Genomic DNA, 22,231 nt, shown 5'->3' with positions numbered 1-22,231 from the left:
TAATTGATAAATAATACTTATTAACGAACAACATATATACTAATTTTCCCATTACATTATGATACATCTTATCATCATAAACTAAAGGAAACAACGAGCTTTTTTTGTCATGTTTTGACTAAAAAAAGCAGGTGATTTCTCATCACCTACTTTCATTCCTACTCATTCAATAAATAATGCTTTCCTTTTACTAAATAAAATACATTTTCGGCAATATTTGTAATATGGTCTGCTACACGCTCAATATATCTCGCCACAAATGATAATTGTGTAATTTGCGTAATTGCTTCTGGTTGTTCCGGAACTGAAGATATAAACTCACGAATTGCTTTTCCATATATTTCATCAACGGAATCATCCATTTCAGCAATTTGTTTCGCGAAAGTTAAATTTTCTTGTTCATATGCTTCTAGCGCTAAATGCAACATCTTATTTGCAACCGCAAACATTTCATCCAGGTTGTGCAAACTAACAGCCACTTCTTTTTCCCCAAGACGAATTGTAGCCTTTGCAATATTAACAGCATGATCTGCAATACGCTCTAAATCTGTCGCAGTTTTAATTGAAATAAAGATCCTTCTTAAGTCACTTGCTACAGGTTGCTGCTTCGTAATGAGCATAAGCGCAAGATCGTTTATTTCCTCTTCTAAATTATCCATACGGTAATCACCATCAATGACCTCTAACGCTTTCTCTACATCCCTTGTATGCAGACCTTCCATAGCAATCAATAAAGCCGCATTTGCTAATTCGCCAAGCTCAATCACCTTTTGCTGTAACACTTTTAAATCACCTTGAAACTGTTCTCTTACCATTTTTTCTTCCCCCTCAATATTATGTGCCATTATATACAAAGTGAAACTTTAATCACCCCTCATCAATCGGGCTTTTACAGGCCGCCCGCCCACCTAACTTCTTTGCTTTTGCTGAATTTTGAGGTGGGGTCTTACTGCCCGCAAATAGCGGGATAAACCTCCTACATAACCTCTTACGCTTGTAATAAACCTTAAGATAAAGAGAAGGTATTACTTCCCTATTAAAGTGAGATAAAAATAAGAAATGCCCTCTGTTAAGAGGGCATTTTCTCTTAGCTTTGCAACGATATCAACCAAAGCGACCTGTAATATAATCTTCTGTACGCTTATCTGAAGGCGTCGTAAATAATTTGTTTGTATCTGTATACTCCACAACTTCCCCGCTTAAGAAGAAAGCGGTTTTGTCTGAAATACGCGCTGCTTGTTGCATATTATGCGTTACGATAACAATACTAAAGTCTTTCTTTAACTCTTGAATTAATTCTTCTACTTTTAATGTTGAAATTGGATCTAGTGCCGATGTTGGCTCATCCATTAAAATAACGTCTGGCTCTATAGCTAAGCAACGTGCGATGCATAGACGCTGTTGCTGTCCACCAGATAAACCGTATGCATTATCGTGCAAACGATCTTTTAACTCATCCCAAATCGCTGCTCCGCGTAAACTTTTCTCAACAATTTCATCTAATGTCTTTTTGTCACGAATACCATGGATTTTTGGACCGTATGCTACATTCTCATAAATAGATTTTGGAAATGGATTTGGCTTTTGGAACACCATTCCTACGTGCGTTCTTAATTCTTCAACTGGATATGATTTATCAAATATATTGCGTTCTCTATATTCAATTACACCTGTAGTTCGAACGATCGGTACTAACTCTACCATGCGATTTAACGTTTTTAAGTACGTTGATTTACCACAGCCACTTGGACCGATAATTGCTGTAACTTCATTCTCATGAATACTTAAATTAATATCTTTTAAAGCATGGTCTTCCCCATACCATAAATTTAAGTTTTTCGTATCAAATACTACTTTCTTTGGCGCAGTCTCGATTTTCTCTTCGTTTTTCACCTGTACATTTACTACTGTTGCTACCATTTGAATTCCCCTTTCATCCACTTCCAACTTATTTTCGATTTCGTAACCATAAAACAAATATATTGATAAATAGCAACAAACCTAACAAAACAATCATCCCAGCTGCTGCTACATGCTGAAATTCTTCTTGTGGCCTACTCATCCAATTAAAAATTTGAATTGGTAAAACTGTAAATCTATCAAACATACTAAATGGAACATAATTTGCAAACGCAAGTGCCCCAATAACTAATAGTGGTGCTGCTTCTCCAATTGCTCTTGATATCGCTAACGTACAGCCCGTTATAATCCCCGGGAAAGCATATGGCAATACAATTTGATACATCGTTTGCCACTTCGTAGCACCTAATCCGTAAGAACCCTCTAATAATGCACTTGGTACTGATCGGATTGCTTCTTGACTCGCCACAACAACTGTTGGTAAGACGAGTAAACTCATCGTCAGTGCTGCTGCAACTATACTCTCTCCTAAATGAAGAGCATATACAAAAATAGTTAAACCAAGCAATCCAAATACAACGGATGGTACTCCTGCTAACGTTTGATTATTAATCTCTACTATATTTTTAAATAGAGATTCCTTCGCATATTGCTCTAAATAAAGAGCTGTTCCAACTCCAAATATAAAAGAAACAGGTATAACAATACTCATAAATAATATTGTCCCTGACAAAGCTGCAGCAATACCAGCTTCTTTCGGATTACGTGAAGCGAAATTTGTAAAGAAATCTATTGAAAGATAGCTTATACCTTTTTCAACAATTTGAAACAGTAACACAAACAAAATTACGATTGAAAATAAAATTGCTATATAAAATAACAATTTGTAAATTCGATCTTTTAAAAAGCGTGATGCCATATTTTTTTGTATTTTTTTATGATTCAACATCCGCATATTATGTCATCCTCCTAAAACGGCGCATAATTGACTGCGAAATGATGTTCATAATAAAAGTAAACAAAAATAATGTTGCACCTACAACATACATGCTGTAATACGTAATCGTTCCATGCGGAGCATCACCTAAACTTACTTGCACAATATAGGCTGTTAACGTTTGAATAGAATGTGTCGGATCAAGCGATACATTTGGTGTGGATCCTGCCGCAATTACAACAATCATCGTTTCACCAATTGCACGCGAAGCCGCTAATATAATTGCTGCCATAATCCCTGTAAAAGCGGACGGAAACACCACTTGTTTTACCATTTCAAACCGCGTCGCTCCGAGTGCTAATGAAGCTTCTTTCGTCCCTTTCGCCACAGCTCTCATCGCGTCTTCAGATAGAGATGCAACTGTAGGCATCATCATAAATCCGATAACGATTCCTGGGCTAATCGCATTAAAAAACTGTAAATCTGGTATAATCCTTTGTAAAAGCGGCGTAACAATTGTTAATGCAAAAAAACCATATACAATTGTCGGGATACCTGCTAATAGCTCTAACATCGGCTTTAATATTTTCCGTGCACTATTTGAAGCATATTCGCTTAAAAATACGGCACACGCTAAACCAATAGGAATTGCTACAAACATAGCAATTGCTGTTACAAGGAACGTTCCACATATAAGTGGTAATATACCGAATTTAGGATTTTCAAAAAACGGTAACCATTCTTTCTCCGTCAAAAAGGAGTACAATGATATTTTTTGAAAAAACATGATTGTTTCATTAGAGAGCGTAAAAACAATTCCAAGTGTCGTAACAATAGAAACGCTAGCAATTATTTTTAGTAACAAAGGCATTATTCGATTGATTCGCTGCGTTTTTTTTCTTTGTTTTGTATTTCTTTCAATCAAATGTTGTACAGAAAATGTAATTTGACTTTTGTCATTATGAGCCAAAGATGAAAACCCCTTTCCACCCTGACATTACCTTATTATTTCTGTTAACATACGCAGCTGTTCATTGTATTTTTCTTTTCGTAATTTTACATACCCGACCTCTTCAGCGAGGTTACCAACATGCTGAATCATAAACTCAACATAGTTTGCTACATTCATTTTATTTCGGATAGATGCATTATTCACATAAGTAAGTAGCGGCCTAGATAACGGCTTATACTTCCCTGACTGAATGGTCTCTTTCGTCGGAAATACACCATTCACTTTTATTGCTTTCACCTTATCTCGATTAGCCATATAATAAGCATATCCTACAAAAGCAATGGCATGTTTATCATTCATTACCCCTTGCATAATAACTTGATCATCTTCAGACAAAGAGACTTTTTTTACAATGCGATGATTTTGTAAGATGACATTTTGAAAATAATCATAAGTACCAGAGTCTACGCCTGGTGCATAAAACTTCACTTGTTCACGTGGCCATGTTGAATGAATTTGTGACCATCGCTTCTCTCTTCCATCTTCACTCCACAGTAAACGTAACTCGTCTACTGACATATCGTCTACCCATGTATTGTGCCGATTCACAACAATTGTAAGACCATCGTTAGCGACCTCAAAAGGTGTGAACTGAATAGAGTTTTTCTTCATCTCATTTTTCTCGACTTGTTTCATTACTCTCGAAGCATTATTTATATCTACTTCTCCTTTACTGAAACGATTAAATCCTCCTCCAGTTCCAGAAACACTGATGGAAATTTTCACGTCTGGATGCACCTTTGTATATTCCTCCGCTACTGCTTCTATAATAGGAAAAACCGTTGAGGATCCATCAACTCTCACTTCTCCCATATCATTTAAAGCAAATGCAGTAGACATTTCAAAACAGAGGAACCATATCGATAGTACGAAAATTATAATCGGTGTACGCATCCATTTCACGTGTTCTTCCTCCTAGAAGTAACCGGAAATAACAGGATTACAGATATAAGAATACTGCTAAACTATTAATTCGGTTTTAATTGTTTGTAAAAGTTTTGTAAAGTTCCACATAAATCAACATACTGTACAATTTTAATTCAGTAGTAGCTATTCATTTCCTCTGATGATTTCCCTATAAAATATTTATCCCCTATCCCACCATATACAAGTATCATTTATACGGCCGCATTTTTTTTCAATGTTGTATACTTGTCCACATTTATTACACGATATGTATAAACCATAAAAAAAAGCACACTATCTTTTCAGATAGTGTGCTTTTTTACAACTTTTTTATTCATCATCTTGCTCTTTATTTTTATTGTCTTTATCATCTTTTGGAGCTTCACCATTTACTTCTTTGTTTTTCAAATCAAAGTAAGCGTCCATAATTTCACGACCAATATATCCATTAATACCAGTCTTATCATCATGTACCCACGGAACGACAACAGAGAATGCTACTTCTGGATCTTCAAGTGGCGCATAACCTACTAATGTTAAGTTATATGTTTCCACACGTTCACCGTTTGCCTTTCTACCAATCTCTTTATCTCCGCCATACACAGTTTGCGCGGTACCTGTCTTCCCTGCCGCTTTATATTTTGCACCTGTAAAGTATTTTGTAGCTGTACCACCTGAATCATTATACACTTGTCTAAATCCTTCTTGAACACGTTTAATTTGCGATTCTGGCATATCAACACGATTTAATACTTTCGGTTCCATAGATTGAACAACTTTCCCAACTTCATCCGGTTTCACTGCCGGTTGACGAATTTCTTTTACAACTTGTGGTTGCATACGATATCCGCCATTGGCAATCGTCGAAATATATTGCGCTAATTGAAGCGGTGTATACGTATCATACTGTCCAATTGATAAATCTAGTAAGAAACCTGGTTGACTACTTCTACCCATCTGACCAGCAGATTCATTCGGTAAATCAATTCCTGTTTTTACACCGAGTCCAAACTGTCCGAAATAATAACGCATCGTATCAAATGCTTTTTGAGGTATATCTAACGTACCACCTCTCACATACTGAACACCGGCGATATTCATCGCTGTTTTAAACATATAAACGTTAGAAGACATTTTTAAAGCTGTAAGGTCATTAATGTATCCCATCGTTTTCCAAGACGACTTCGTAGGTGTACCTTTTAATTTAATTGGTTCATCCAATTGCACCGATCCTGGTTGAATCGCCCCAGTTTGATATCCAGTAAGTACTGTTGCACCTTTTACAGTTGATCCCATCGGATAAGAACTTGTCATGGTACCTAATGCAAAGTCATTTACTTTCGTTTGACCATCTTCGTTAACTAATTGTTTCCCCGCCATAGATAAAACTTCGCCATTTTTTGGGTTCATCATTACAACGAATGCGCGATCTAAAAGAGGTTCGCTTCCTTTAAACCTCATTAAATTCTTCGCAAGAATATCTTCCACGCGCTTTTGTAATTCCATATCAATTGTTAAGTTCAGGTCATTACCACTTTGTCCTTTTGATACATTAATCGTTTCTAAAATATTACCGTTTTTATCTGTAACATTTCTAACTTCTGCTTTCGTACCGTGTAGGCTATCTTCATACTGTTGCTCAAGATAACTTTTTCCTACTCGGTCATTTCGATTATAATCACGAACAAGATAGTAATCTAGTCTTTCTCTAGGTAAGCCTTCATCAGATGTCGACACCCCACCAAGTACACTTCGGAATAAATCATCGTACGTATATTTTCGATCCCAATCAACATTCGTATCTACACCTGGTAATGCTGCTAAGTTTTCACTAATAATCGAATATTCCTTTTCTGTAGCATCCTTTTTAATAACTTGAGGTGTCATTGCATATCCGCCATCCATCTTACTCTTAATCGCTAGTATTTCTAGATCTTTTGCGGATAATTGATTAACCTCTTCTTCTGTTACACGACTTCGCTGGCGCTCGTCTAATTCTTTATCATCAATTTTTTTATCTTTAAACTCTTGACGATCTTTATTCGTAATTTTTTCTTTAGCTTCCTCTTTATGCATAGCAAGCCAATAATCCTTTTTATCGCGATCCGTTAATTTATCTGTCGGTACTTCAATCAAATCTGCTAGCTTTTTCGCTGTTTCTAAGCGATCTTCTGCAGTTGATCCTTTCATTTTTGTAAATGTAATAGTACGAATGGCTACATTATCTACTACAGCTCGCCCATAACGGTCAAATATTTTCCCACGCGGTACAGGATTACTTATCGTTGAGTTTTCTTTCTTCTCCACTTCATTCTTATATTCTTCACCACGAACAATTTGTACATATCCGAGCCTTACAATAACCGCGGAGAACATTAAAAACACGCAGAAAAACAGCACGTTTAACCGAAAAGGAACGTGGGTCTTTTTCTTATTTTGCTTCTGTTTCTTGCTCATACAAACCCCCTCTACCAACAGCTATGTAATGTGAAAGGGACACCTTCATACAGGTGTCCTCACTGCTGTCTTACATCTTTTTCTATTCTAGCATAAAACAAACGAGAAGTTAACCTTCTGGTTCAGTTTGGTTTTGCGCGTTCCCTTGCGTTACAACACTTGCTTTACTCGCATTTCCCTCATCATATTTGACATTTTTAACTGCAAAATAAATAAGAAAATGTCCAGCACCTAAAATACATAATAAGTAAGGTAAACTTTTTTCAGGTGGAAAGAATAGTACAGCACATAAAAAACTTAAAATGGAACAGATTCTTCCGGCGTTTAACCATAGCTCCCGAACAACGACATATTCCACACGCCATTCTCTCGCATTTTTCGCTCTACCAATTACGTCATATGTCATTGATCCATACGGAACAAGTAAAATAGGATATGCAATCGCAATACATGCCGCATAAATAAGTAATTTCGTGTATGTAACATTGAAAATAACTAAAAAGACGACAGCATATAAAATAATGCCTCCAAGTAAAATTGCTTTTTTTCGCCACTCCTTCTTTAACATACGAGCAACTAAGTAATAACATACAAAGGATACAGCAGAGTTCACTAAACTATATTTCCCTAATGCAAACTCACTATTAGTTGCTAAATAAACATATACTGAAATGACAAAAATAAACGTTCCTTCTCTCAATCCTTGGAAAAAATGAGCTCGTGTAATCTTTCCCCAATTTTTATCAATCCGTCGTTCTTTCAATACTTGCACGATTTCATAACGCCCTTCACATTCTCTTTTAGATAAAAAGAAGCTTAAGACGACAGCAATTGCAAATAGAACTAATGAAAGAAAGAATATAACAGTATAACCACTCCATTTCTCCATACGTGAAATTGTGTATCCTGCTGCTATTGGTCCGATCATCCCAGAGAAGGATGTAAGAAGTCCAAGAAACCCATTAAAGAAATCTCTTGTTTCTGGTTCTGTAATTTCAAATGTCAATAAGTTAAAAGCCAACCAGTAAAAACCGTATCCTACTCCTAAAAGAGCCCCCATTAATAAAATATACTGAGAAGCACTTTTCCCCGCTACTAAGACAACAATAAAAAAAATTGCGAGCGTCCCTACTCCTATTCGTAATAAAATCGAGCGATCGATACGTTTCGCTAATTTTCCCCCTACAAGAAATGTGAGAGGCTGTAATATAACGCTGGCCAAATTATACAAGCCAAGATTCACATAATTTTGTGTTTGTTTCCATAAATAAATATTTACAAACGTATTCGATAAAGAAATTGCGAGCGTGTATAAACCTCCTATAAGGAGCAATAACACTAAATCCCGATTCACTTCAACGTCACCAATTATATGTTTCCATTTCATACACAACTCTCCTTTACTTCATGTTCTAGTCTTCCAAAGACAAGCCCAATTATGTAAAAGGAAAGCATAGAAAAAAGCTAGGAGCTCTCCCCTAGCTTTTTCTATATTTATTACGATTATTTTGCTTCTTGGTAACGTTTTTCAGCAGCGTTCCAATCTACAACGTTCCAGAATGCGCCGATGTAGTCTGGACGACGGTTTTGGTAGTTTAAGTAGTAAGCATGCTCCCAAACATCTAAACCGATAACTGGAGTTTTACCTTCAGTTAAAGGAGAATCTTGGTTTGGAGTGCTTGTTACTTCTAACTCACCATTGTTTACTACTAACCAAGCCCAACCAGAACCGAAGCGAGTTGCGCCAGCTTTTGCGAATTCTTCTTTGAATGCATCGAAGCTACCGAATTTTGCTTCAATTGCAGTTGCAAGTTCACCTACAGGTTGTCCTCCGCCGTTTGGAGATAGGATTGTCCAGAAGAATGTATGGTTAGCATGTCCGCCACCATTGTTACGTACTGCTGTACGGATTGCTTCTGGTACTTCGTTTAAGTTTGCAACTAATTCTTCTACGCTTTTGTCAGCTAATTCTGCATGACCTTCTAAAGCAGCGTTTAAGTTTGTAATGTACGTGTTGTGATGTTTTGTATGATGGATGTTCATTGTTTCTTTGTCCAAGTGAGGCTCTAAAGCATCATACGCATAAGGTAAATTTGGTAATTCGTGTTTTGCCATTGTTATATTCCTCCCAGTTTATGTATTGCCACTTAAGTGACATACAACTTCATTCTACCCTAATTGCCATAGGGTGCAAACAAATAAATCACATTGTCTTGCTATCATTAAAGTAGCAAAATTCCCACTTCTTTTCAATTAAAATGCTCATATATTCCGTAAAAAAAGCTTCCTTCTACAAGGAAGCTTCCTGCTAACATAATAAACATGCGAAATGGATATGGACCCTGTAGGACTCGAACCTACGACCGGACGGTTATGAGCCGTCTGCTCTAACCAGCTGAGCTAAGGGTCCACAATTATGTATGTAACAACATATCAAATAAAGGAATTCCTATCGGATATGCCCTTTAAGAAAGATAAGATAAATTTACCATATAGAAAAGAAAAGTGTCAATTGTATTTTTCTTATTTAAAAGAAGAAAGTTAATAAAAAGAAATTTAGTTATCTCCACTATATGTAAATATAATATATCTTGAGATTCTCTAGATTCCTACGTTACAATGATTTTATACATACATAAAGGAAGTGAATCTATGTCCATATTTACCCAATTCGTAAAAAGCATATACTCGCCTAAAGATATGGCGCTATTCCGTTTTCAAAAAATCGGTAAAACCATTTTGTATATTATGCTACTTTGCTTAATTACTACTATTCCAAGAACTTTTTTGTACGGTAGTTTTATCCAAGATGGTGTAGGCATGGTAAATCAAGTCATCGATAAAGATTTACCTGATTTTAAAATTGAAAATGGCGAACTAAAAGCCGATATTGATCAGCCTATTGAAAAAGAAGAAGGAAATGCACTTTTCGTATTTGATCCAAATTCAACAGACCTAGAAAAATATCAAAATAAAACAGGTTTATTTGTTTTAAAAGATAAAGTAGTCTCTATGGGAAATGGTCAAACACAAACGTATTCTTATAACGATTTGTTAGGTGCATCTCTTGAGAAAAAAGATCTACAAGAATTTATTTCTTTATTCGATAATATTTATCCAATTTTATTATTTGTTATTGGATTCTTAGTGTACCTATTCCAATTATTCATCACTTTTGTAGGCGTGACTTTACTTGCGTTCATCGGTTCTGCTATGAGCGGTCAACGTAAACTATCCTATAAACAAGTTTGGACACTAACTGCATACAGCTACACAATCCCAACCATTTTCTTCATGATTATGGATTTATTCAAAATCGTCGTACCTGGGGCAACATTCATTTATATCGCTGTTGTTTTAATCGTTCTATACTTAACGATTAAAGAGGTACCCCAACCGAAAGAAAAATAAAAAAATGCCTAAATAGGCATTTTTTTTTTGGACAAGCATATATTCCTAGCAAAGGAGTGAAGAATATGAAGAGGTTAGGTATATTCCTATTCGTGCTTGTTCTCGGTTATATATTTTATTACGATATAAAAATCGGTACTTTACCGATGTTAAGTTCATATAAAAAAACAACTGCTGCCCAAACGATAAAAAAAGAAAACACAGACAGCCAACAAAATAAAGAGAATAAAACAGAAAAAGAAACGGATACATCTTATAAAACAATTGAAGTAAAAACTGGCGAGACAGTTCTTTCTATTACAGAACAAATTAACAAGAAAAAAATTCCTTCCATAGAAAAAGTCATTGACGACTTTAAACAATTAAACAAAAGTACATCTGCTACAAAAATACAAATTGGAAAGTCTTATAAATTCCCGTTATATCAATAAGCCATCACTTAATCCTTGTCAATTACATAAAGGCGCTGATACAATAGTAAAAGTGAAACCGAGCACTTCGGTTTCTATAGCCCTATATCACGTATACTATTATTGATATGAGGGACTAAATAAGAAACTTCTTTTATAAGGAGAGCGATCTATTCGTGAATGAAATGACTCATCGTACAAAAACACGTCCAGTTAAAGTCGGTAATTTAACAATCGGCGGTAATAATGAATTAATTATACAAAGTATGACAACAACAAAAACACATGATGTTGAAGCAACAGTTGCTGAAATCAAGCGTTTAGAAGAAGCTGGCTGTCAAGTCGTCCGTGTTGCCGTTCCAGATGAACGCGCAGCAGATGCTATTGCTGATATAAAAAAACAAATCAACATTCCACTTGTTGCTGATATTCATTTTGATTATCGCCTTGCTTTAAAAGCAATTGAAGGTGGCATCGATAAAGTACGTATCAATCCAGGTAATATTGGTCGTCGCCATAAAGTAGAAGCTGTTGTAAATGCAGCAAAAGAGCGCGGTATTCCAATCCGTATTGGTGTAAACGCTGGTTCATTAGAGCGTCACATTTTAGAAAAATACGGGTACCCAACTGCAGATGGTATGGTTGAGAGCGCGCTACATCATATTAAAATTTTAGAGGACTTAGATTTCCACGATATTATCGTATCTATGAAAGCCTCTGATGTTAACTTAGCAATCGAAGCATACGAGAAAGCTGCTCGCGCTTTTGATTACCCATTACATTTAGGTATTACAGAATCTGGAACATTGTTTGCTGGAACTGTAAAAAGTGCCGCTGGTCTTGGAGCAATCTTAAGTAAAGGCATCGGAAATACACTACGTATTTCATTAAGTGCTGATCCAGTTGAAGAAGTAAAAGTTGCTCGTGAATTATTAAAATCATTCGGTCTTGCTTCTAACGCAGCGACACTTATCTCTTGTCCAACTTGTGGTCGTATTGAAATCGATTTAATTAGCATCGCTAACGAAGTGGAAGAATACATCTCTACACTTCAAGTACCAATTAAAGTTGCAGTACTTGGTTGCGCTGTAAATGGTCCTGGTGAAGCTCGTGAAGCTGATATCGGTATTGCTGGTGCACGTGGAGAGGGATTATTATTCCGTAAAGGGCAAGTCGTTCGTAAAGTACCAGAAGAAACAATGGTAGAAGAACTGAAAAAAGAAATCGACGTAATTGCTGCTGAAATGGCTGCTGAACGAGAAAAAGAAAAAGAGACACAAGAACAATAAAAAGAAGGTTGCCACAATATTTGTGAGCAACCTTCTTTTCTACGTAAAAAAGCTCGTCAGTTATATAACCGACGAGCTTTTACTTTGCACATTTTGGACAACGACCATATATTTCAAACTTATGACCCGTTACTTCATAACCAGTAAAATCTTTATTCATAAAATCCATTGGGCAGGAAGTAATCTCTTTCGTCCCCCCACAATCCAAACAAATAAAATGATGATGATGTTCCATAATAGAACAAGTGAAACGAAAATGTTTTTCACCATTTAATTCCGTTTGTTCTAAAACACCAATCTCAGCAAAAACTGTTAAGTTACGATAAATCGTATCAAAACTAAGCCCTGGATAATCGTCTTTCATATGCTCTAAAACGTCTTTCGCAGTTAAATAACGATTATGTGCTGCAAATAATCTGAGCATCTCTTCTCTTTTTCCAGTATGTTTGTATCCTTTTTCCTTCATTAGGCGTAAAGCTTCTGTTAGATTCATACCTATCCCTACTTTATGCAGTTTTTTTCTTCTTCCATAAAATCGCACCGATTAAAATAAGAACTGCTATCATAACAATTGTACCACCTGGTGCTAGATCAAGTTGATACGAAGCAAACATTCCACCAATTACTGCAATTTCACCAAATAAAATGGAAAAGAAAATTGTTTGTTTAAATCCTTTAGCAATACGAATACTTGCTGCAACTGGTAACGTCATTAATGATGATACGAGAAGAACCCCTACTACACGCATTGATACTGCAATGACAAGAGCAACTAATATAATGAAAATAAAGTGAATCCATTTCGCTCTTAAACCAGTTGATACTGCGTATTCCTCATCAAATGATAGTAGAAACAGCTCTTTATATAATAAAATAATTGTCGCAACAACAACAATTGCTACAATCCCAATAATAATTAAATCCGTACTTGTTACAGCACTGACACTACCAAATAAATAACTAAATAAGTCTGTGTTAAATCCATTTGCAAGTGAAATGAAAATAACTCCAACTCCCATCCCTGCCGAAAGGATAATCGGAATTGCTAATTCTTGATAGTGCTTATATACAGTTCTTAACTTTTCGATTAATAGCGCTCCACCAATTGAAAAAACCATCCCCATATATAAGGGGTTTAAAAATCCACCTGTAAAAATGGTTTTTTCAAGTAATAAACTTGCTGCAATACCTGATAACGTCACGTGACTTAATGCATCCGCAATAAGAGATAAACGACGAATAACAACAAACACACCTATTAGCGGTGCAACAAGTCCAATTAAAATACCTGCGGATAAAGAATTACGTAAAAAGTCATATTGTAAAAAATCTTGTATCATTATATCCTCCCGTGATGCTCATGTTCGTGTTCTAAACGATGAACATGATGTCCATATAAGACGGACATTTCTGCATCTTCTAACTCTCGGAACTTCTCTACATTTCCATGGAAATGTAGATGTTGGTTTAGGCATGCAACATGTGTTACTTTTTCGGTAACAGCTCCCATATCATGAGTAACAAGAATTAATGTGATCCCGAGCCTTTTGTTTAAATCCTCTAATATTTCGTAAAAACTTTCCACATTTTTTACATCGATTCCAACAGTAGGCTCGTCTAAAATAAGCAATTCAGGATCACTAACGAGCGCACGAGCAATAAATACACGCTGTTGCTGTCCACCAGAAAGCTCTCCAATATTACGACCTTGAAACTCACTCATCCCTACATCAGCAATTGCTTTTTCTACCTTTTTCTTATCCTCTTTTGTGAAAAAGCGAAAAAGCCCTTTTTTCGAAACAAGTCCCATTGACACAACTTCAGAAACAGTTGCTGGAAAACCAGAATTGAAACTATTTGCTTTTTGAGATACATAACCAACTTTATTCCATTCCTTAAACTTCTTACTATCAACGCCAAACACACGAATGCTTCCTTCTTTTGGCTTTAAAACGCCTAATAAACACTTAAGTAAAGTTGATTTACCTGAACCATTCGGTCCCACTAAACCTAAAAAAGCTCCCTTCGGAACTTGCAAATTAATATTTTCTAACACATTCCGATCTTCGTATCGGAATGTTAAACCTTCAATCTCTAATATATTATTCATAGCATCTCACCTATTTTAATTCAGAATGATTCCGATTTATATCTATTTGAATTATAGTACAGCTTATTATAGTTGTAAACCAATCTGCCTAAAATATATCTATTTTTTCAAGAAACCTTACTATTATAACAAAAAGCAGAGAAAAATTCTCTGCTTTCGAAAAATATTCCTATATACGTTTAGTGAATAGCCGATTTAAACTTACCACCATTTGTCTCTTGCGTGCTCATAATCGTAACAAACGCATTTTCATCAATTTCATGCACAATTGACTTTAACTTCGTCACTTCTAGACGCGTTACAACTGCATAAATAACTTCTTTTTCTTTATCTGTATAACCACCTTTTGCTACAAGCTTTGTAGTTCCACGGCCGAGTCGATGTAAAATCGCATTTGATACTTCCTCATATTGATCAGATACAATTAAAACTGCTTTCGTTTCATCTAGCCCTTGAATTACTGTATCGATCGTTTTAAATGCAATATAGTACGTCATAACAGAATACATCGCTTGTTCCACACCAAACACAAATGCTGCCCATGCAAAAATAAATAAGTTCACAAACATTACGAATTCACCAACAGAGAACGGTAATTTCTTCGTTAATAAAATCCCCATAATTTCAGTTCCATCTAACGATCCACCATGACGAATTACAAGTCCTACACCAAGACCTAAAATAAGACCACCAAACACAGTCGCTAAAATAGGCTCTGTTGTAAACGGTGGCACCGCATGTAACGTTGACTCAATGAATGCTAACGCTACAATACCAAATGCCGAAGATAACATAAATGTTTTTCCAATTTGCTTATAACCCGAATACATAAATGGGATATTGAGAACAACGACTAAAGTAGAAAAACTTAACCACCAAATATTAGGAGTAAGATAATCTAATATAAGAGAAATACCAATAATTCCACCATCAATAATTTTATTTGGCATTAAAAATAGTTCAATCGCTACCGCTGCGCATGCTGCCCCAAAAATAATCATAACTAAACGATAAATGAGATGAATAACACTTTCTTTTCGATGTTGCTTTTGCTCCATAGGTCCTCCCTTTACTCTTTTTCTGTAGTTTTGTCCTTATATTATAACATACGCTTCTTTTCCTCATGAAAAAAGAAACTCTATACGAATATGTACAAGCTATATGCTCATATATTTCGATAGAAGAACGCGTGAAGGAGGATAACAAGATGAACCTCATTAAACAAATTGTTAATAAAAAATTAAATCATATTTCTACAAAAGAGTTATTAAAATATAGCAAAGAATATGAAGTTTCTATTACGACTGCACAAGCTGACCAAATCGTTTTACTTATGAAAGGTAAAAATATTAATATTTACGATAACAACGAGCGACTAGAGCTCTTAAAACAGATCGCAAAAGTAACTTCCCCTGCCACTGCCCAACAAGTAAATACATTATTTCAGCAATTACTAAAATAAGGAGGGGAAATCCCCTCCTTATTGCGCTTTAATTTTTTCAAGAAGCCCTTCATCAAAAGTACCGTTTTTCAGCATTTCGATTTCCAATTTGTATGGTGGCTTCTTATCTTTTTTATCTTCCCCTACATACGGTGTTTCAAGAATTTTTGGTACATGCATTAACTGTGGATGATGTACAATGTGATGCAACGCTTTATACCCAATGTGACCAAATCCGATGTTTTCATGACGGTCTTTTCCTGCTCCGCGTACATTTTTACTATCATTAATATGAAGTACTTGTAAACGATCTATACCAACGATCTTATCAAATTCGTTTAATACACCGTCAAAGTCATTTACAATATCATATCCTGCATCGTGCGTATGACACGTATCAAAGCATACAGATAGCTTTTCATTATATTTTACGCCATCAATGATCTTTGCAATTTCTTCAAAGCTACGACCACATTCTGTTCCTTTTCCTGCCATCGTCTCTAACGCAATGTTAACCGTCTGTTCTGGCGTTAGTACTTCATTAAGCCCTTTAATAATTTGTTGAATACCAGCATCTGCTCCAGCACCAACGTGCGCTCCTGGGTGAAGAACAATTTGTTTCGCTACACCTAATGCCGATGTTCTTTCAATTTCCATACGAAGGAAGTCTACACCTAATTGGAATGTTTCTGGCTTCGTCGTATTCCCAACATTAATAATATACGGCGCATGGACGATAATTTCCTCAATACCATTCAGCTCCATATGTTTTCTTCCTGCTTCTATGTTCAATTCTTCAATTGGTTTTCTTCGTGTATTTTGCGGTGCACCTGTATAAATCATAAACGTTGTTGCACCGTATGAAACAGCCTCTTCACTTGCTGCTAATAACATGTTCTTACCACTCATGGAAACATGAGATCCAATCTTTAACATACAATCACCTCTTCAATATACAATAGATATAATGATAGCATAATTTGTAGAAATATGTAGTGAATTGTTTGTTCACAAAAGACGCACTACACAAATTTATATGAGTATTTAAACAGACTATACTCTTTATTTAAATTAGCGGGATTAAAAAAAGATAAGGGAAACCCCTTATCTTTTTTTATTGCTATATTTTCTCTTCACTTTGTCACGTTCTGTTGCAAGTTTACGTTTATAGTTTGGTTTTACTTTTTTCGGTTTTTTAATAACTTTCGTTGCCATAACATCAAGTTCGTCATTTGGTTTTTTACGGCTCTTACGACGACGACGCTCACCTAAATCCGCCCACTCATCTCCGCGTAAATCTACATGTTTAAACTCGATATGACGTTGTTTTTCTAAGCTATCTAATGCTTCTTCGTTTGCTGGATCATAAATCGTCACTGCAATACCAGAATGCCCCGCACGTGCTGTTCTTCCAACGCGGTGAACGAAGAAATCTAAATCTGATGGTAGTTCATAGTTAATAACATGGCTAATTCCTTCAATATCAATACCACGTGCTGCTAAATCAGTCGCAACAATATATTGGAATTCAAGGTCACGAATTTGTTTCATCATTTTTTTACGATCACGTGGTGATAAATCCCCGTGAATTCGTCCAACTTTTAAGCCGCGTTCCATTAATCCATCAGCAACTTGATCTGCCATTTTTTTCGTATTCGTGAAAACAACTGCTAAATACGGTTTAAATTGAAGTAGCATTTTATTCACTAAATCAATTTTATTACGATGTTTAGAAGGCACTAAATAGTGTTCAATGTTTCCAGCTGCAACTTGTTTTGGATTGATATGAATATGCTCTGGATTCTCCATATATTTCTTCAGAAACGGTTTTAGTTTTTGAGGAATTGTTGCAGAGAAAACTAGCATTTGCAAGTTTTTAGGCATGCGTGCTGCAATTTTATCTACATCGTGAATGAATCCCATATCAAGCATTAAGTCAGCTTCATCGACAATAATCGTATTTGCTTTATGAACAAATAATGCTTGTTCTTCTACTAAGTCTTTAATACGTCCTGGTGTCCCGACTACGATATGAGGTTGTTTTTTCAACTTTTCAATTGAACGTTGTTTATCAGTTCCACCAATTAAACAACGCGCTGTAATCATTTGATCTTCCGCACAGAATTTTGTTAATTTCACAATCTCTTCGTAAATTTGTTGTGCTAACTCACGAGTAGGTGCTGTAATAACAAGTTGTACTTCTTCACGGCTTGCATTAATTCTGTTCAATGTAGGAAGTAAGTATGCATGTGTTTTCCCAGAACCTGTTTGGGATTGTCCAATTACACTTACACCTTTTTTCACGACCGGGAAAATTTTCTGCTGAATTCCTGTCGGCTCTGTAAAGCGTAGTTCACGAACTGCATCTATTAAAAATGGTTTAAAATCATACTGTGTAAAAGTTTGTTGTGTCATAAGTTACACCTTCTTTCTAAATTTCTACTGCGCGCACAAATCAGTCAAGTCTACATTATATCGAAATCTACAAGTAAAATCCATCTTTAGTTTAGGTTTTCCCTTCAAAAACTAACCTTCTTCCCCCTTATTGCATATTGTATGTGTATATACCTAACTGAAGAAAGGAGGATTTCTCACATGTTTCCAAAATCCCCCACAAGACAAATGTATCCAAATCAAGGGCAGCAACCTTATACACCATATCCAATTCCACAACTACCACCGATGGCACAAAAAAAGAAAGGGTTCCTTGCTAAACTCTTTAAAAAACACGATCCAACCGAACCTTACATGCAAATGGTTCCGCCTTATCGACAAATGGAAGGACCGCCACCAATGATGCACCAGCACCAGCAACCGCCACCTCAATATCGGCAACAATATCAACCCCAATATCAACAGCAATACCCACAGCAGTACTCACAGCAATATCAACCATACATGCAGCAGCATCCAGAGCAAATGATTCCCCCTCAAATGTACGAATCAAACGAAACGCGCGGCGGTGCAACAACTACAGCAGCATCCAGTAGCGGCATCGGCAGTTTTTTTGCGAATTTAATTTCGAATCCAACTAATATGATAAACAATATAGAAAAAGTATCCCAAGTCGTTCAATCTGTAAGCCCTGTCGTCGAACAGTACGGCCCTATTATGCGTAACCTACCAAGCATTGTTAAAATCCTCACCTCTGGAAAAAGTACGGAAGAAGATTCAACTAAAAATCAGGCTGAAGACATAACAGAAAAGGTTGAGGTAGCAACTCCGCCTCCTCCACAAAAAAAAAGAAAAAGAAAAAAAATAGTGATTGAGCCAGTCATAGAAAAAGAATTACGAGAGGAGCCTGTTCAAAAAACAGCAACAAAACCAAAACTATATGTGTAACAATCCTTTGTTTTCTATCCACTCCTCCTTTATAATGTAAAAGACTATGCACAAAAGTATCCCTTGTTTAGAAGGAGAGGATTACTCATATGAAAATTGTTAAAATTTCCCCTCGTGGTTATTGCTACGGTGTTGTCGATGCAATGGTAATTGCACGTAACGCCGCATTAGATAAATCATTGCCGAGACCCATTTATATTTTAGGTATGATTGTTCACAATAAACATGTTACAGACGCTTTTGAAGAAGATGGAATCATCACATTAGACGGTCCAAGTCGCTTAGAAATTTTAGATAAAATTGATTCTGGTACTGTTATTTTCACTGCACACGGTGTTTCTCCAGAAGTTAAACAACGCGCAAAAGAAAAAGGTTTAACAACAATCGATGCCACTTGTCCAGATGTTACCAAGACACATGACCTTATCGAAGCTAAGAAAGCGGAAGGGTATCATGTCATTTATATCGGTAAAAAAAATCATCCAGAGCCAGAAGGCGCAGTTGGTATTGCACCTGACATCGTTCACCTTATCGAAAAAGCCGATGATTTAAAAACATTAGAAATCCCAACAGATAAAATTTTAGTAACGAATCAAACAACGATGAGTCAATGGGATGTTCAACATTTAATGGAGGACATTCAAAAAAAATTCCCAACAGCAGAATTCCATAAAGAAATTTGTTTAGCAACTCAAGTTCGCCAAGAAGCTGTCGCTAAACAAGCTGATGTTGCAGACTTAACAATTGTTGTCGGTGATCCGAAAAGTAACAACTCAAACCGTTTAGCACAAGTGTCACAAGAAATTGCTGGTACGAAAGCATACCGCGTTGCAGACGTAAGTGAGATTAAATTAGAGTGGCTACAAGGTGTAGAAAACGTAGCTGTTACAGCAGGTGCTTCTACTCCAACTCCAATTACAAAAGAAGTTATCGCTTTCTTAGATCAATATGACCCAATGAATCCCGCTACATGGGAGAGAGTTCGAAAAGTACCGTTACAAAAAATATTACCTCGTGTAAAAGTGAAAAAAGAACAATAATAAAAACCGTTGCCTATATGAGCAACGGTTTTTATTTTTCTTATACAAATGTAAATGGATCTGTATGTAATTGCGAAGCATGAATGTGTACATTGAGTTTCTTTGCATCCACTTTTTCTTGTAATTGCTTTTGCACACCTTGCTTCATTACTTTTTCAACGTTATGTCCTGGGTCAACTATATTTAAACCGAGCATCATCGCATCATGAGCAACATGATAATACATGTCACCTGTTACATATACATCTGCTCCTTTAAATTTAGCTTGATTGATGTATTTGTTACCATCACCACCAAGTACAGCTACTTTGCGCACTTTATCATCTAATTTCCCAACAACTCGTGCACCCTTTACATCTAATGATTGCTTTACATGTTCTGCAAACTGTCCAAGTGTCATTTCTTCTTTTAAGTATCCTATTTTCCCAAGCCCTAATGTTTCGCCTTTGTTATCAAGTGGATACACATCATACGCTACTTCTTCATATGGATGTGCCGTTACCATTGCTTTAATCACTTTTCGTTGTAGTGAAACTGGAATAATCGTTTCGATCCGCACTTCTTCTACGCGCTCTAACTGTCCAGTTTCCCCTACATAAGGATTTGTCCCCTCTTGAGGTACAAACGTACCTGTACCCTCGCTACTAAACGTACAGTGGCTATAATTGCCGATATGACCAGCACCTGCGTCTCCTAATGCTTTTCGTACTTCCTCTGCATGAGTTACTGGCACAAACACAACAACTTTTTTCATTTCTTCTGCATATGTCGGTGCCAAAACTTCTGTATTTTGCAACCCTAACGCCTCAGCAAGTAAATCATTTACCCCGCCCTTGGCAACATCCACATTTGTATGCGCTGCATAAATGGCAATATCATTTTTAATACACGTTTCAATAATTCTTCCGTACGCTTTATCTGTATGAATCGCTTTTAACGGATTAAAAATTAAAGGATGATGCGCGATAATGACATTCGCCCCTAATTGAATCGCTTCCTCCACAACTTCCTCCGTTACATCTAATGCAATTAATACGTGTTGTACAGATTTATTAAGCGCTCCAATCTGCAGACCAATTTTATCTCCTTCCATCGCCAGATGCTTCGGATACATACTTTCAAATAAAGAAATAATTTCATGGCCGTTTGGAATTTTACTCATGATAAAATCTCCCCTATCATTTTCATTTTCGCTTCTACTTCTGCACGTTTCGCTTTTGTTTCTTCAGAATTAGCCGCACGTTCTAACTGTTTTAAAATATTTTGGAAGTTTTTCAATTCCCCTTCCCATTTTTCAACGAAAGCTTCACTTTTTTCTTTTATTAAAAATGGCCCCATAAACAATCCCGCTTGTTTATTTTCCGAGTAAGGTGCTTCGACATTTCCTCGCTCTCCTACTAAAATCTCATAAATTTTCCCATCTTCTTTTACGATTTTTTCATGGATAAGCTCCCAACCATTTTCAACAAACCATTCACGAATATGATGTGCTGCAATATTCGGCTGTAAAATTAAACGTGTTACACCTTCTAATTTTTCTTTACCACTTTCTAAAATGTCACGAATTAACGCTCCGCCCATTCCAGCAACCGTAATTACATCTACTTCTCCTGGCGCTATAACAGCTAATCCATTCCCTTTACGCACATCTACTTTATCTTGCAAGCCACTTTCAGCTACAGTTGCTTGTGCAGAGCGAAACGGTCCATCTACAACCTCTCCAGCAACTGCTTTTGTAGCAATATTATTTATAATTGTATAACACGGTAAATACGCATGATCCGATCCAATATCAGCAACTGTAGATCCTACCGGTATTTCACGCACAACTTCTTCTAATCGTTTTGAAAGCTTTACTTCATTCATGTATTTCCATTACTCCTTCTCTTGTCAGTCTGTCTCCATGATAATGAATTTATAGTAGTTGTTGCAAGCCTATAACAACAATTCACTTCTCTATCATTCATCGTATTTTAGAAAATATAGAAAAACAAGCCCTTTGCATAAGCAAAAGAC

General features: G+C 36.2%; 22 protein-coding genes and 1 tRNA gene. 6 read left to right on the top strand and 17 right to left on the bottom strand.

Features of this window, described 5'->3' with window-relative positions; genetic code table 11:
- Positions 1-158: 158 nt before the first annotated feature.
- The 9 genes from phoU to CQ064_RS07040 form a co-directional block, all read right to left on the bottom strand.
- The gene (gene phoU, locus CQ064_RS07080) at positions 159-815 is read right to left on the bottom strand and encodes a phosphate signaling complex protein PhoU (RefSeq protein ID WP_000251246.1); all 657 of its coding nucleotides are present in this window, start codon (positions 813-815) and stop codon (positions 159-161) included.
- A gap of 289 nt (positions 816-1,104) precedes the next feature.
- The gene (pstB, locus tag CQ064_RS07075; protein WP_000226681.1) at positions 1,105-1,920 is read right to left on the bottom strand and encodes a phosphate ABC transporter ATP-binding protein; all 816 of its coding nucleotides are present in this window, start codon (positions 1,918-1,920) and stop codon (positions 1,105-1,107) included.
- Between the two features lie 28 nt (positions 1,921-1,948).
- Positions 1,949-2,815, bottom strand: coding sequence for a phosphate ABC transporter permease PstA (pstA, locus tag CQ064_RS07070; protein ID WP_001242561.1), 867 nt, complete (start codon positions 2,813-2,815; stop codon positions 1,949-1,951).
- Between the two features lies 1 nt (position 2,816).
- On the bottom strand, positions 2,817-3,767 hold the full coding sequence (gene pstC, locus CQ064_RS07065; protein WP_000940905.1) for a phosphate ABC transporter permease subunit PstC: 951 nt from the start codon (positions 3,765-3,767) through the stop codon (positions 2,817-2,819).
- A gap of 27 nt (positions 3,768-3,794) precedes the next feature.
- A complete protein-coding gene (locus tag CQ064_RS07060) occupies positions 3,795-4,703 on the bottom strand; it encodes a PstS family phosphate ABC transporter substrate-binding protein (protein ID WP_153596372.1) in 909 nt (302 codons plus the stop codon).
- Positions 4,704-5,045: 342 nt separating this feature from the next.
- On the bottom strand, positions 5,046-7,172 hold the full coding sequence (locus CQ064_RS07055; RefSeq protein WP_000038977.1) for a peptidoglycan D,D-transpeptidase FtsI family protein: 2,127 nt from the start codon (positions 7,170-7,172) through the stop codon (positions 5,046-5,048).
- Between the two features lie 109 nt (positions 7,173-7,281).
- Positions 7,282-8,559, bottom strand: a complete 1,278-nt coding sequence (locus CQ064_RS07050; protein ID WP_000871362.1) for an MFS transporter — start codon at positions 8,557-8,559, stop codon at positions 7,282-7,284.
- 116 nt (positions 8,560-8,675) lie between these two features.
- Entirely contained in the window at positions 8,676-9,287 is a 612-nt protein-coding gene (sodA, locus tag CQ064_RS07045; protein ID WP_001052040.1) for a superoxide dismutase [Mn], read from the bottom strand.
- Between the two features lie 221 nt (positions 9,288-9,508).
- Positions 9,509-9,582 (bottom strand) — tRNA-Ile (locus CQ064_RS07040).
- A 242-nt stretch (positions 9,583-9,824) separates the two neighbouring features.
- On the opposite strand from CQ064_RS07040, the gene yqgB reads away from it, so the two are divergent.
- The 3 genes from yqgB to ispG all read left to right on the top strand — a co-directional run bounded on the left by yqgB (position 9,825) and on the right by ispG (position 12,282).
- Positions 9,825-10,583 carry a protein YqgB gene (yqgB, locus tag CQ064_RS07035; RefSeq protein ID WP_000021895.1) on the top strand — a complete coding sequence of 253 codons (759 nt, stop codon included), beginning with the start codon at positions 9,825-9,827 and terminating at the stop codon, positions 10,581-10,583.
- A gap of 65 nt (positions 10,584-10,648) precedes the next feature.
- Entirely contained in the window at positions 10,649-11,014 is a 366-nt protein-coding gene (gene yqfZ, locus CQ064_RS07030; protein ID WP_000825415.1) for a protein YqfZ, read from the top strand.
- Positions 11,015-11,178: 164 nt separating this feature from the next.
- Positions 11,179-12,282, top strand: a complete 1,104-nt coding sequence (ispG, locus tag CQ064_RS07025) for a flavodoxin-dependent (E)-4-hydroxy-3-methylbut-2-enyl-diphosphate synthase (RefSeq protein WP_153578351.1) — start codon at positions 11,179-11,181, stop codon at positions 12,280-12,282.
- A 79-nt stretch (positions 12,283-12,361) separates the two neighbouring features.
- Here the strand turns inward: ispG and CQ064_RS07020 are convergent, their stop codons facing one another.
- From CQ064_RS07020 to CQ064_RS07005, 4 genes are all read right to left on the bottom strand, one after another.
- Complete coding sequence (locus CQ064_RS07020; RefSeq protein ID WP_001054516.1) at positions 12,362-12,775, bottom strand: Fur family transcriptional regulator; 414 nt, start codon at positions 12,773-12,775, stop codon at positions 12,362-12,364.
- A gap of 13 nt (positions 12,776-12,788) precedes the next feature.
- Positions 12,789-13,622 carry a metal ABC transporter permease gene (locus tag CQ064_RS07015; protein ID WP_000613812.1) on the bottom strand — a complete coding sequence of 278 codons (834 nt, stop codon included), beginning with the start codon at positions 13,620-13,622 and terminating at the stop codon, positions 12,789-12,791.
- Complete coding sequence (locus CQ064_RS07010) at positions 13,622-14,392, bottom strand: metal ABC transporter ATP-binding protein (protein WP_001059662.1); 771 nt, start codon at positions 14,390-14,392, stop codon at positions 13,622-13,624. Before CQ064_RS07010 ends, CQ064_RS07015 begins: the two co-directional genes overlap by 1 nt.
- Before the next feature lie 179 nt (positions 14,393-14,571).
- Positions 14,572-15,450, bottom strand: coding sequence for a YitT family protein (locus CQ064_RS07005; RefSeq protein ID WP_000435960.1), 879 nt, complete (start codon positions 15,448-15,450; stop codon positions 14,572-14,574).
- Positions 15,451-15,599: 149 nt separating this feature from the next.
- Between CQ064_RS07005 and CQ064_RS07000 the strand changes: the two genes are divergently transcribed.
- Positions 15,600-15,854, top strand: a complete 255-nt coding sequence (locus CQ064_RS07000; RefSeq protein WP_001048958.1) for a DUF2624 domain-containing protein — start codon at positions 15,600-15,602, stop codon at positions 15,852-15,854.
- An 18-nt stretch (positions 15,855-15,872) separates the two neighbouring features.
- Here the strand turns inward: CQ064_RS07000 and CQ064_RS06995 are convergent, their stop codons facing one another.
- A complete protein-coding gene (locus CQ064_RS06995; RefSeq protein ID WP_000912471.1) occupies positions 15,873-16,769 on the bottom strand; it encodes a deoxyribonuclease IV in 897 nt (298 codons plus the stop codon).
- 168 nt (positions 16,770-16,937) lie between these two features.
- A complete protein-coding gene (locus tag CQ064_RS06990) occupies positions 16,938-18,248 on the bottom strand; it encodes a DEAD/DEAH box helicase (RefSeq protein WP_000194023.1) in 1,311 nt (436 codons plus the stop codon).
- A gap of 180 nt (positions 18,249-18,428) precedes the next feature.
- Here CQ064_RS06990 and vrrA point away from each other — a divergent pair, with 180 nt between their 5' ends.
- Together vrrA and CQ064_RS06980 are read left to right on the top strand one after the other, a co-directional pair.
- Complete coding sequence (gene vrrA / locus CQ064_RS06985) at positions 18,429-19,175, top strand: VrrA/YqfQ family protein (RefSeq protein WP_000484179.1); 747 nt, start codon at positions 18,429-18,431, stop codon at positions 19,173-19,175.
- 89 nt (positions 19,176-19,264) lie between these two features.
- Complete coding sequence (locus CQ064_RS06980) at positions 19,265-20,215, top strand: 4-hydroxy-3-methylbut-2-enyl diphosphate reductase (RefSeq protein ID WP_000706657.1); 951 nt, start codon at positions 19,265-19,267, stop codon at positions 20,213-20,215.
- Positions 20,216-20,255: 40 nt separating this feature from the next.
- Here the strand turns inward: CQ064_RS06980 and CQ064_RS06975 are convergent, their stop codons facing one another.
- Positions 20,256-21,377, bottom strand: a complete 1,122-nt coding sequence (locus CQ064_RS06975; RefSeq protein ID WP_000036248.1) for a Nif3-like dinuclear metal center hexameric protein — start codon at positions 21,375-21,377, stop codon at positions 20,256-20,258.
- A complete protein-coding gene (locus CQ064_RS06970) occupies positions 21,374-22,081 on the bottom strand; it encodes a tRNA (adenine(22)-N(1))-methyltransferase (protein WP_001006547.1) in 708 nt (235 codons plus the stop codon). Before CQ064_RS06970 ends, CQ064_RS06975 begins: the two co-directional genes overlap by 4 nt.
- Between the last annotated feature and the right edge of the window lie 150 nt (positions 22,082-22,231).

Source organism: Bacillus sp. MYb78 (assembly GCF_002975115.1).
Classification (GTDB): domain Bacteria; phylum Bacillota; class Bacilli; order Bacillales; family Bacillaceae_G; genus Bacillus_A; species Bacillus_A cereus.
Note: the sequence above shows the minus strand (reverse complement) of the source record. Positions and strands in the feature narration are given on the sequence as shown.

What these genes read in the sequence shown, in the direction of transcription:
- phoU (WP_000251246.1), bottom strand. Translation starts at nt 815, where the DNA reads ATGGTAAGAGAACAGTTTCAAGGTGATTTAAAAGTGTTACAGCAAAAG.
- pstB (WP_000226681.1), bottom strand. Translation starts at nt 1,920, where the DNA reads ATGGTAGCAACAGTAGTAAATGTACAGGTGAAAAACGAAGAGAAAATC.
- pstA (WP_001242561.1), bottom strand. Translation starts at nt 2,815, where the DNA reads ATGCGGATGTTGAATCATAAAAAAATACAAAAAAATATGGCATCACGC.
- CQ064_RS07060 (WP_153596372.1), bottom strand. Translation starts at nt 4,703, where the DNA reads ATGCGTACACCGATTATAATTTTCGTACTATCGATATGGTTCCTCTGT.
- CQ064_RS07055 (WP_000038977.1), bottom strand. Translation starts at nt 7,172, where the DNA reads ATGAGCAAGAAACAGAAGCAAAATAAGAAAAAGACCCACGTTCCTTTT.
- CQ064_RS07050 (WP_000871362.1), bottom strand. Translation starts at nt 8,559, where the DNA reads ATGAAATGGAAACATATAATTGGTGACGTTGAAGTGAATCGGGATTTA.
- sodA (WP_001052040.1), bottom strand. Translation starts at nt 9,287, where the DNA reads ATGGCAAAACACGAATTACCAAATTTACCTTATGCGTATGATGCTTTA.
- yqgB (WP_000021895.1), top strand. Translation starts at nt 9,825, where the DNA reads ATGTCCATATTTACCCAATTCGTAAAAAGCATATACTCGCCTAAAGAT.
- yqfZ (WP_000825415.1), top strand. Translation starts at nt 10,649, where the DNA reads ATGAAGAGGTTAGGTATATTCCTATTCGTGCTTGTTCTCGGTTATATA.
- ispG (WP_153578351.1), top strand. Translation starts at nt 11,179, where the DNA reads ATGACTCATCGTACAAAAACACGTCCAGTTAAAGTCGGTAATTTAACA.
- CQ064_RS07020 (WP_001054516.1), bottom strand. Translation starts at nt 12,775, where the DNA reads ATGAATCTAACAGAAGCTTTACGCCTAATGAAGGAAAAAGGATACAAA.
- CQ064_RS07015 (WP_000613812.1), bottom strand. Translation starts at nt 13,622, where the DNA reads ATGATACAAGATTTTTTACAATATGACTTTTTACGTAATTCTTTATCC.
- CQ064_RS07010 (WP_001059662.1), bottom strand. Translation starts at nt 14,392, where the DNA reads ATGAATAATATATTAGAGATTGAAGGTTTAACATTCCGATACGAAGAT.
- CQ064_RS07005 (WP_000435960.1), bottom strand. Translation starts at nt 15,450, where the DNA reads ATGGAGCAAAAGCAACATCGAAAAGAAAGTGTTATTCATCTCATTTAT.
- CQ064_RS07000 (WP_001048958.1), top strand. Translation starts at nt 15,600, where the DNA reads ATGAACCTCATTAAACAAATTGTTAATAAAAAATTAAATCATATTTCT.
- CQ064_RS06995 (WP_000912471.1), bottom strand. Translation starts at nt 16,769, where the DNA reads ATGTTAAAGATTGGATCTCATGTTTCCATGAGTGGTAAGAACATGTTA.
- CQ064_RS06990 (WP_000194023.1), bottom strand. Translation starts at nt 18,248, where the DNA reads ATGACACAACAAACTTTTACACAGTATGATTTTAAACCATTTTTAATA.
- vrrA (WP_000484179.1), top strand. Translation starts at nt 18,429, where the DNA reads ATGTTTCCAAAATCCCCCACAAGACAAATGTATCCAAATCAAGGGCAG.
- CQ064_RS06980 (WP_000706657.1), top strand. Translation starts at nt 19,265, where the DNA reads ATGAAAATTGTTAAAATTTCCCCTCGTGGTTATTGCTACGGTGTTGTC.
- CQ064_RS06975 (WP_000036248.1), bottom strand. Translation starts at nt 21,377, where the DNA reads ATGAGTAAAATTCCAAACGGCCATGAAATTATTTCTTTATTTGAAAGT.
- CQ064_RS06970 (WP_001006547.1), bottom strand. Translation starts at nt 22,081, where the DNA reads ATGAATGAAGTAAAGCTTTCAAAACGATTAGAAGAAGTTGTGCGTGAA.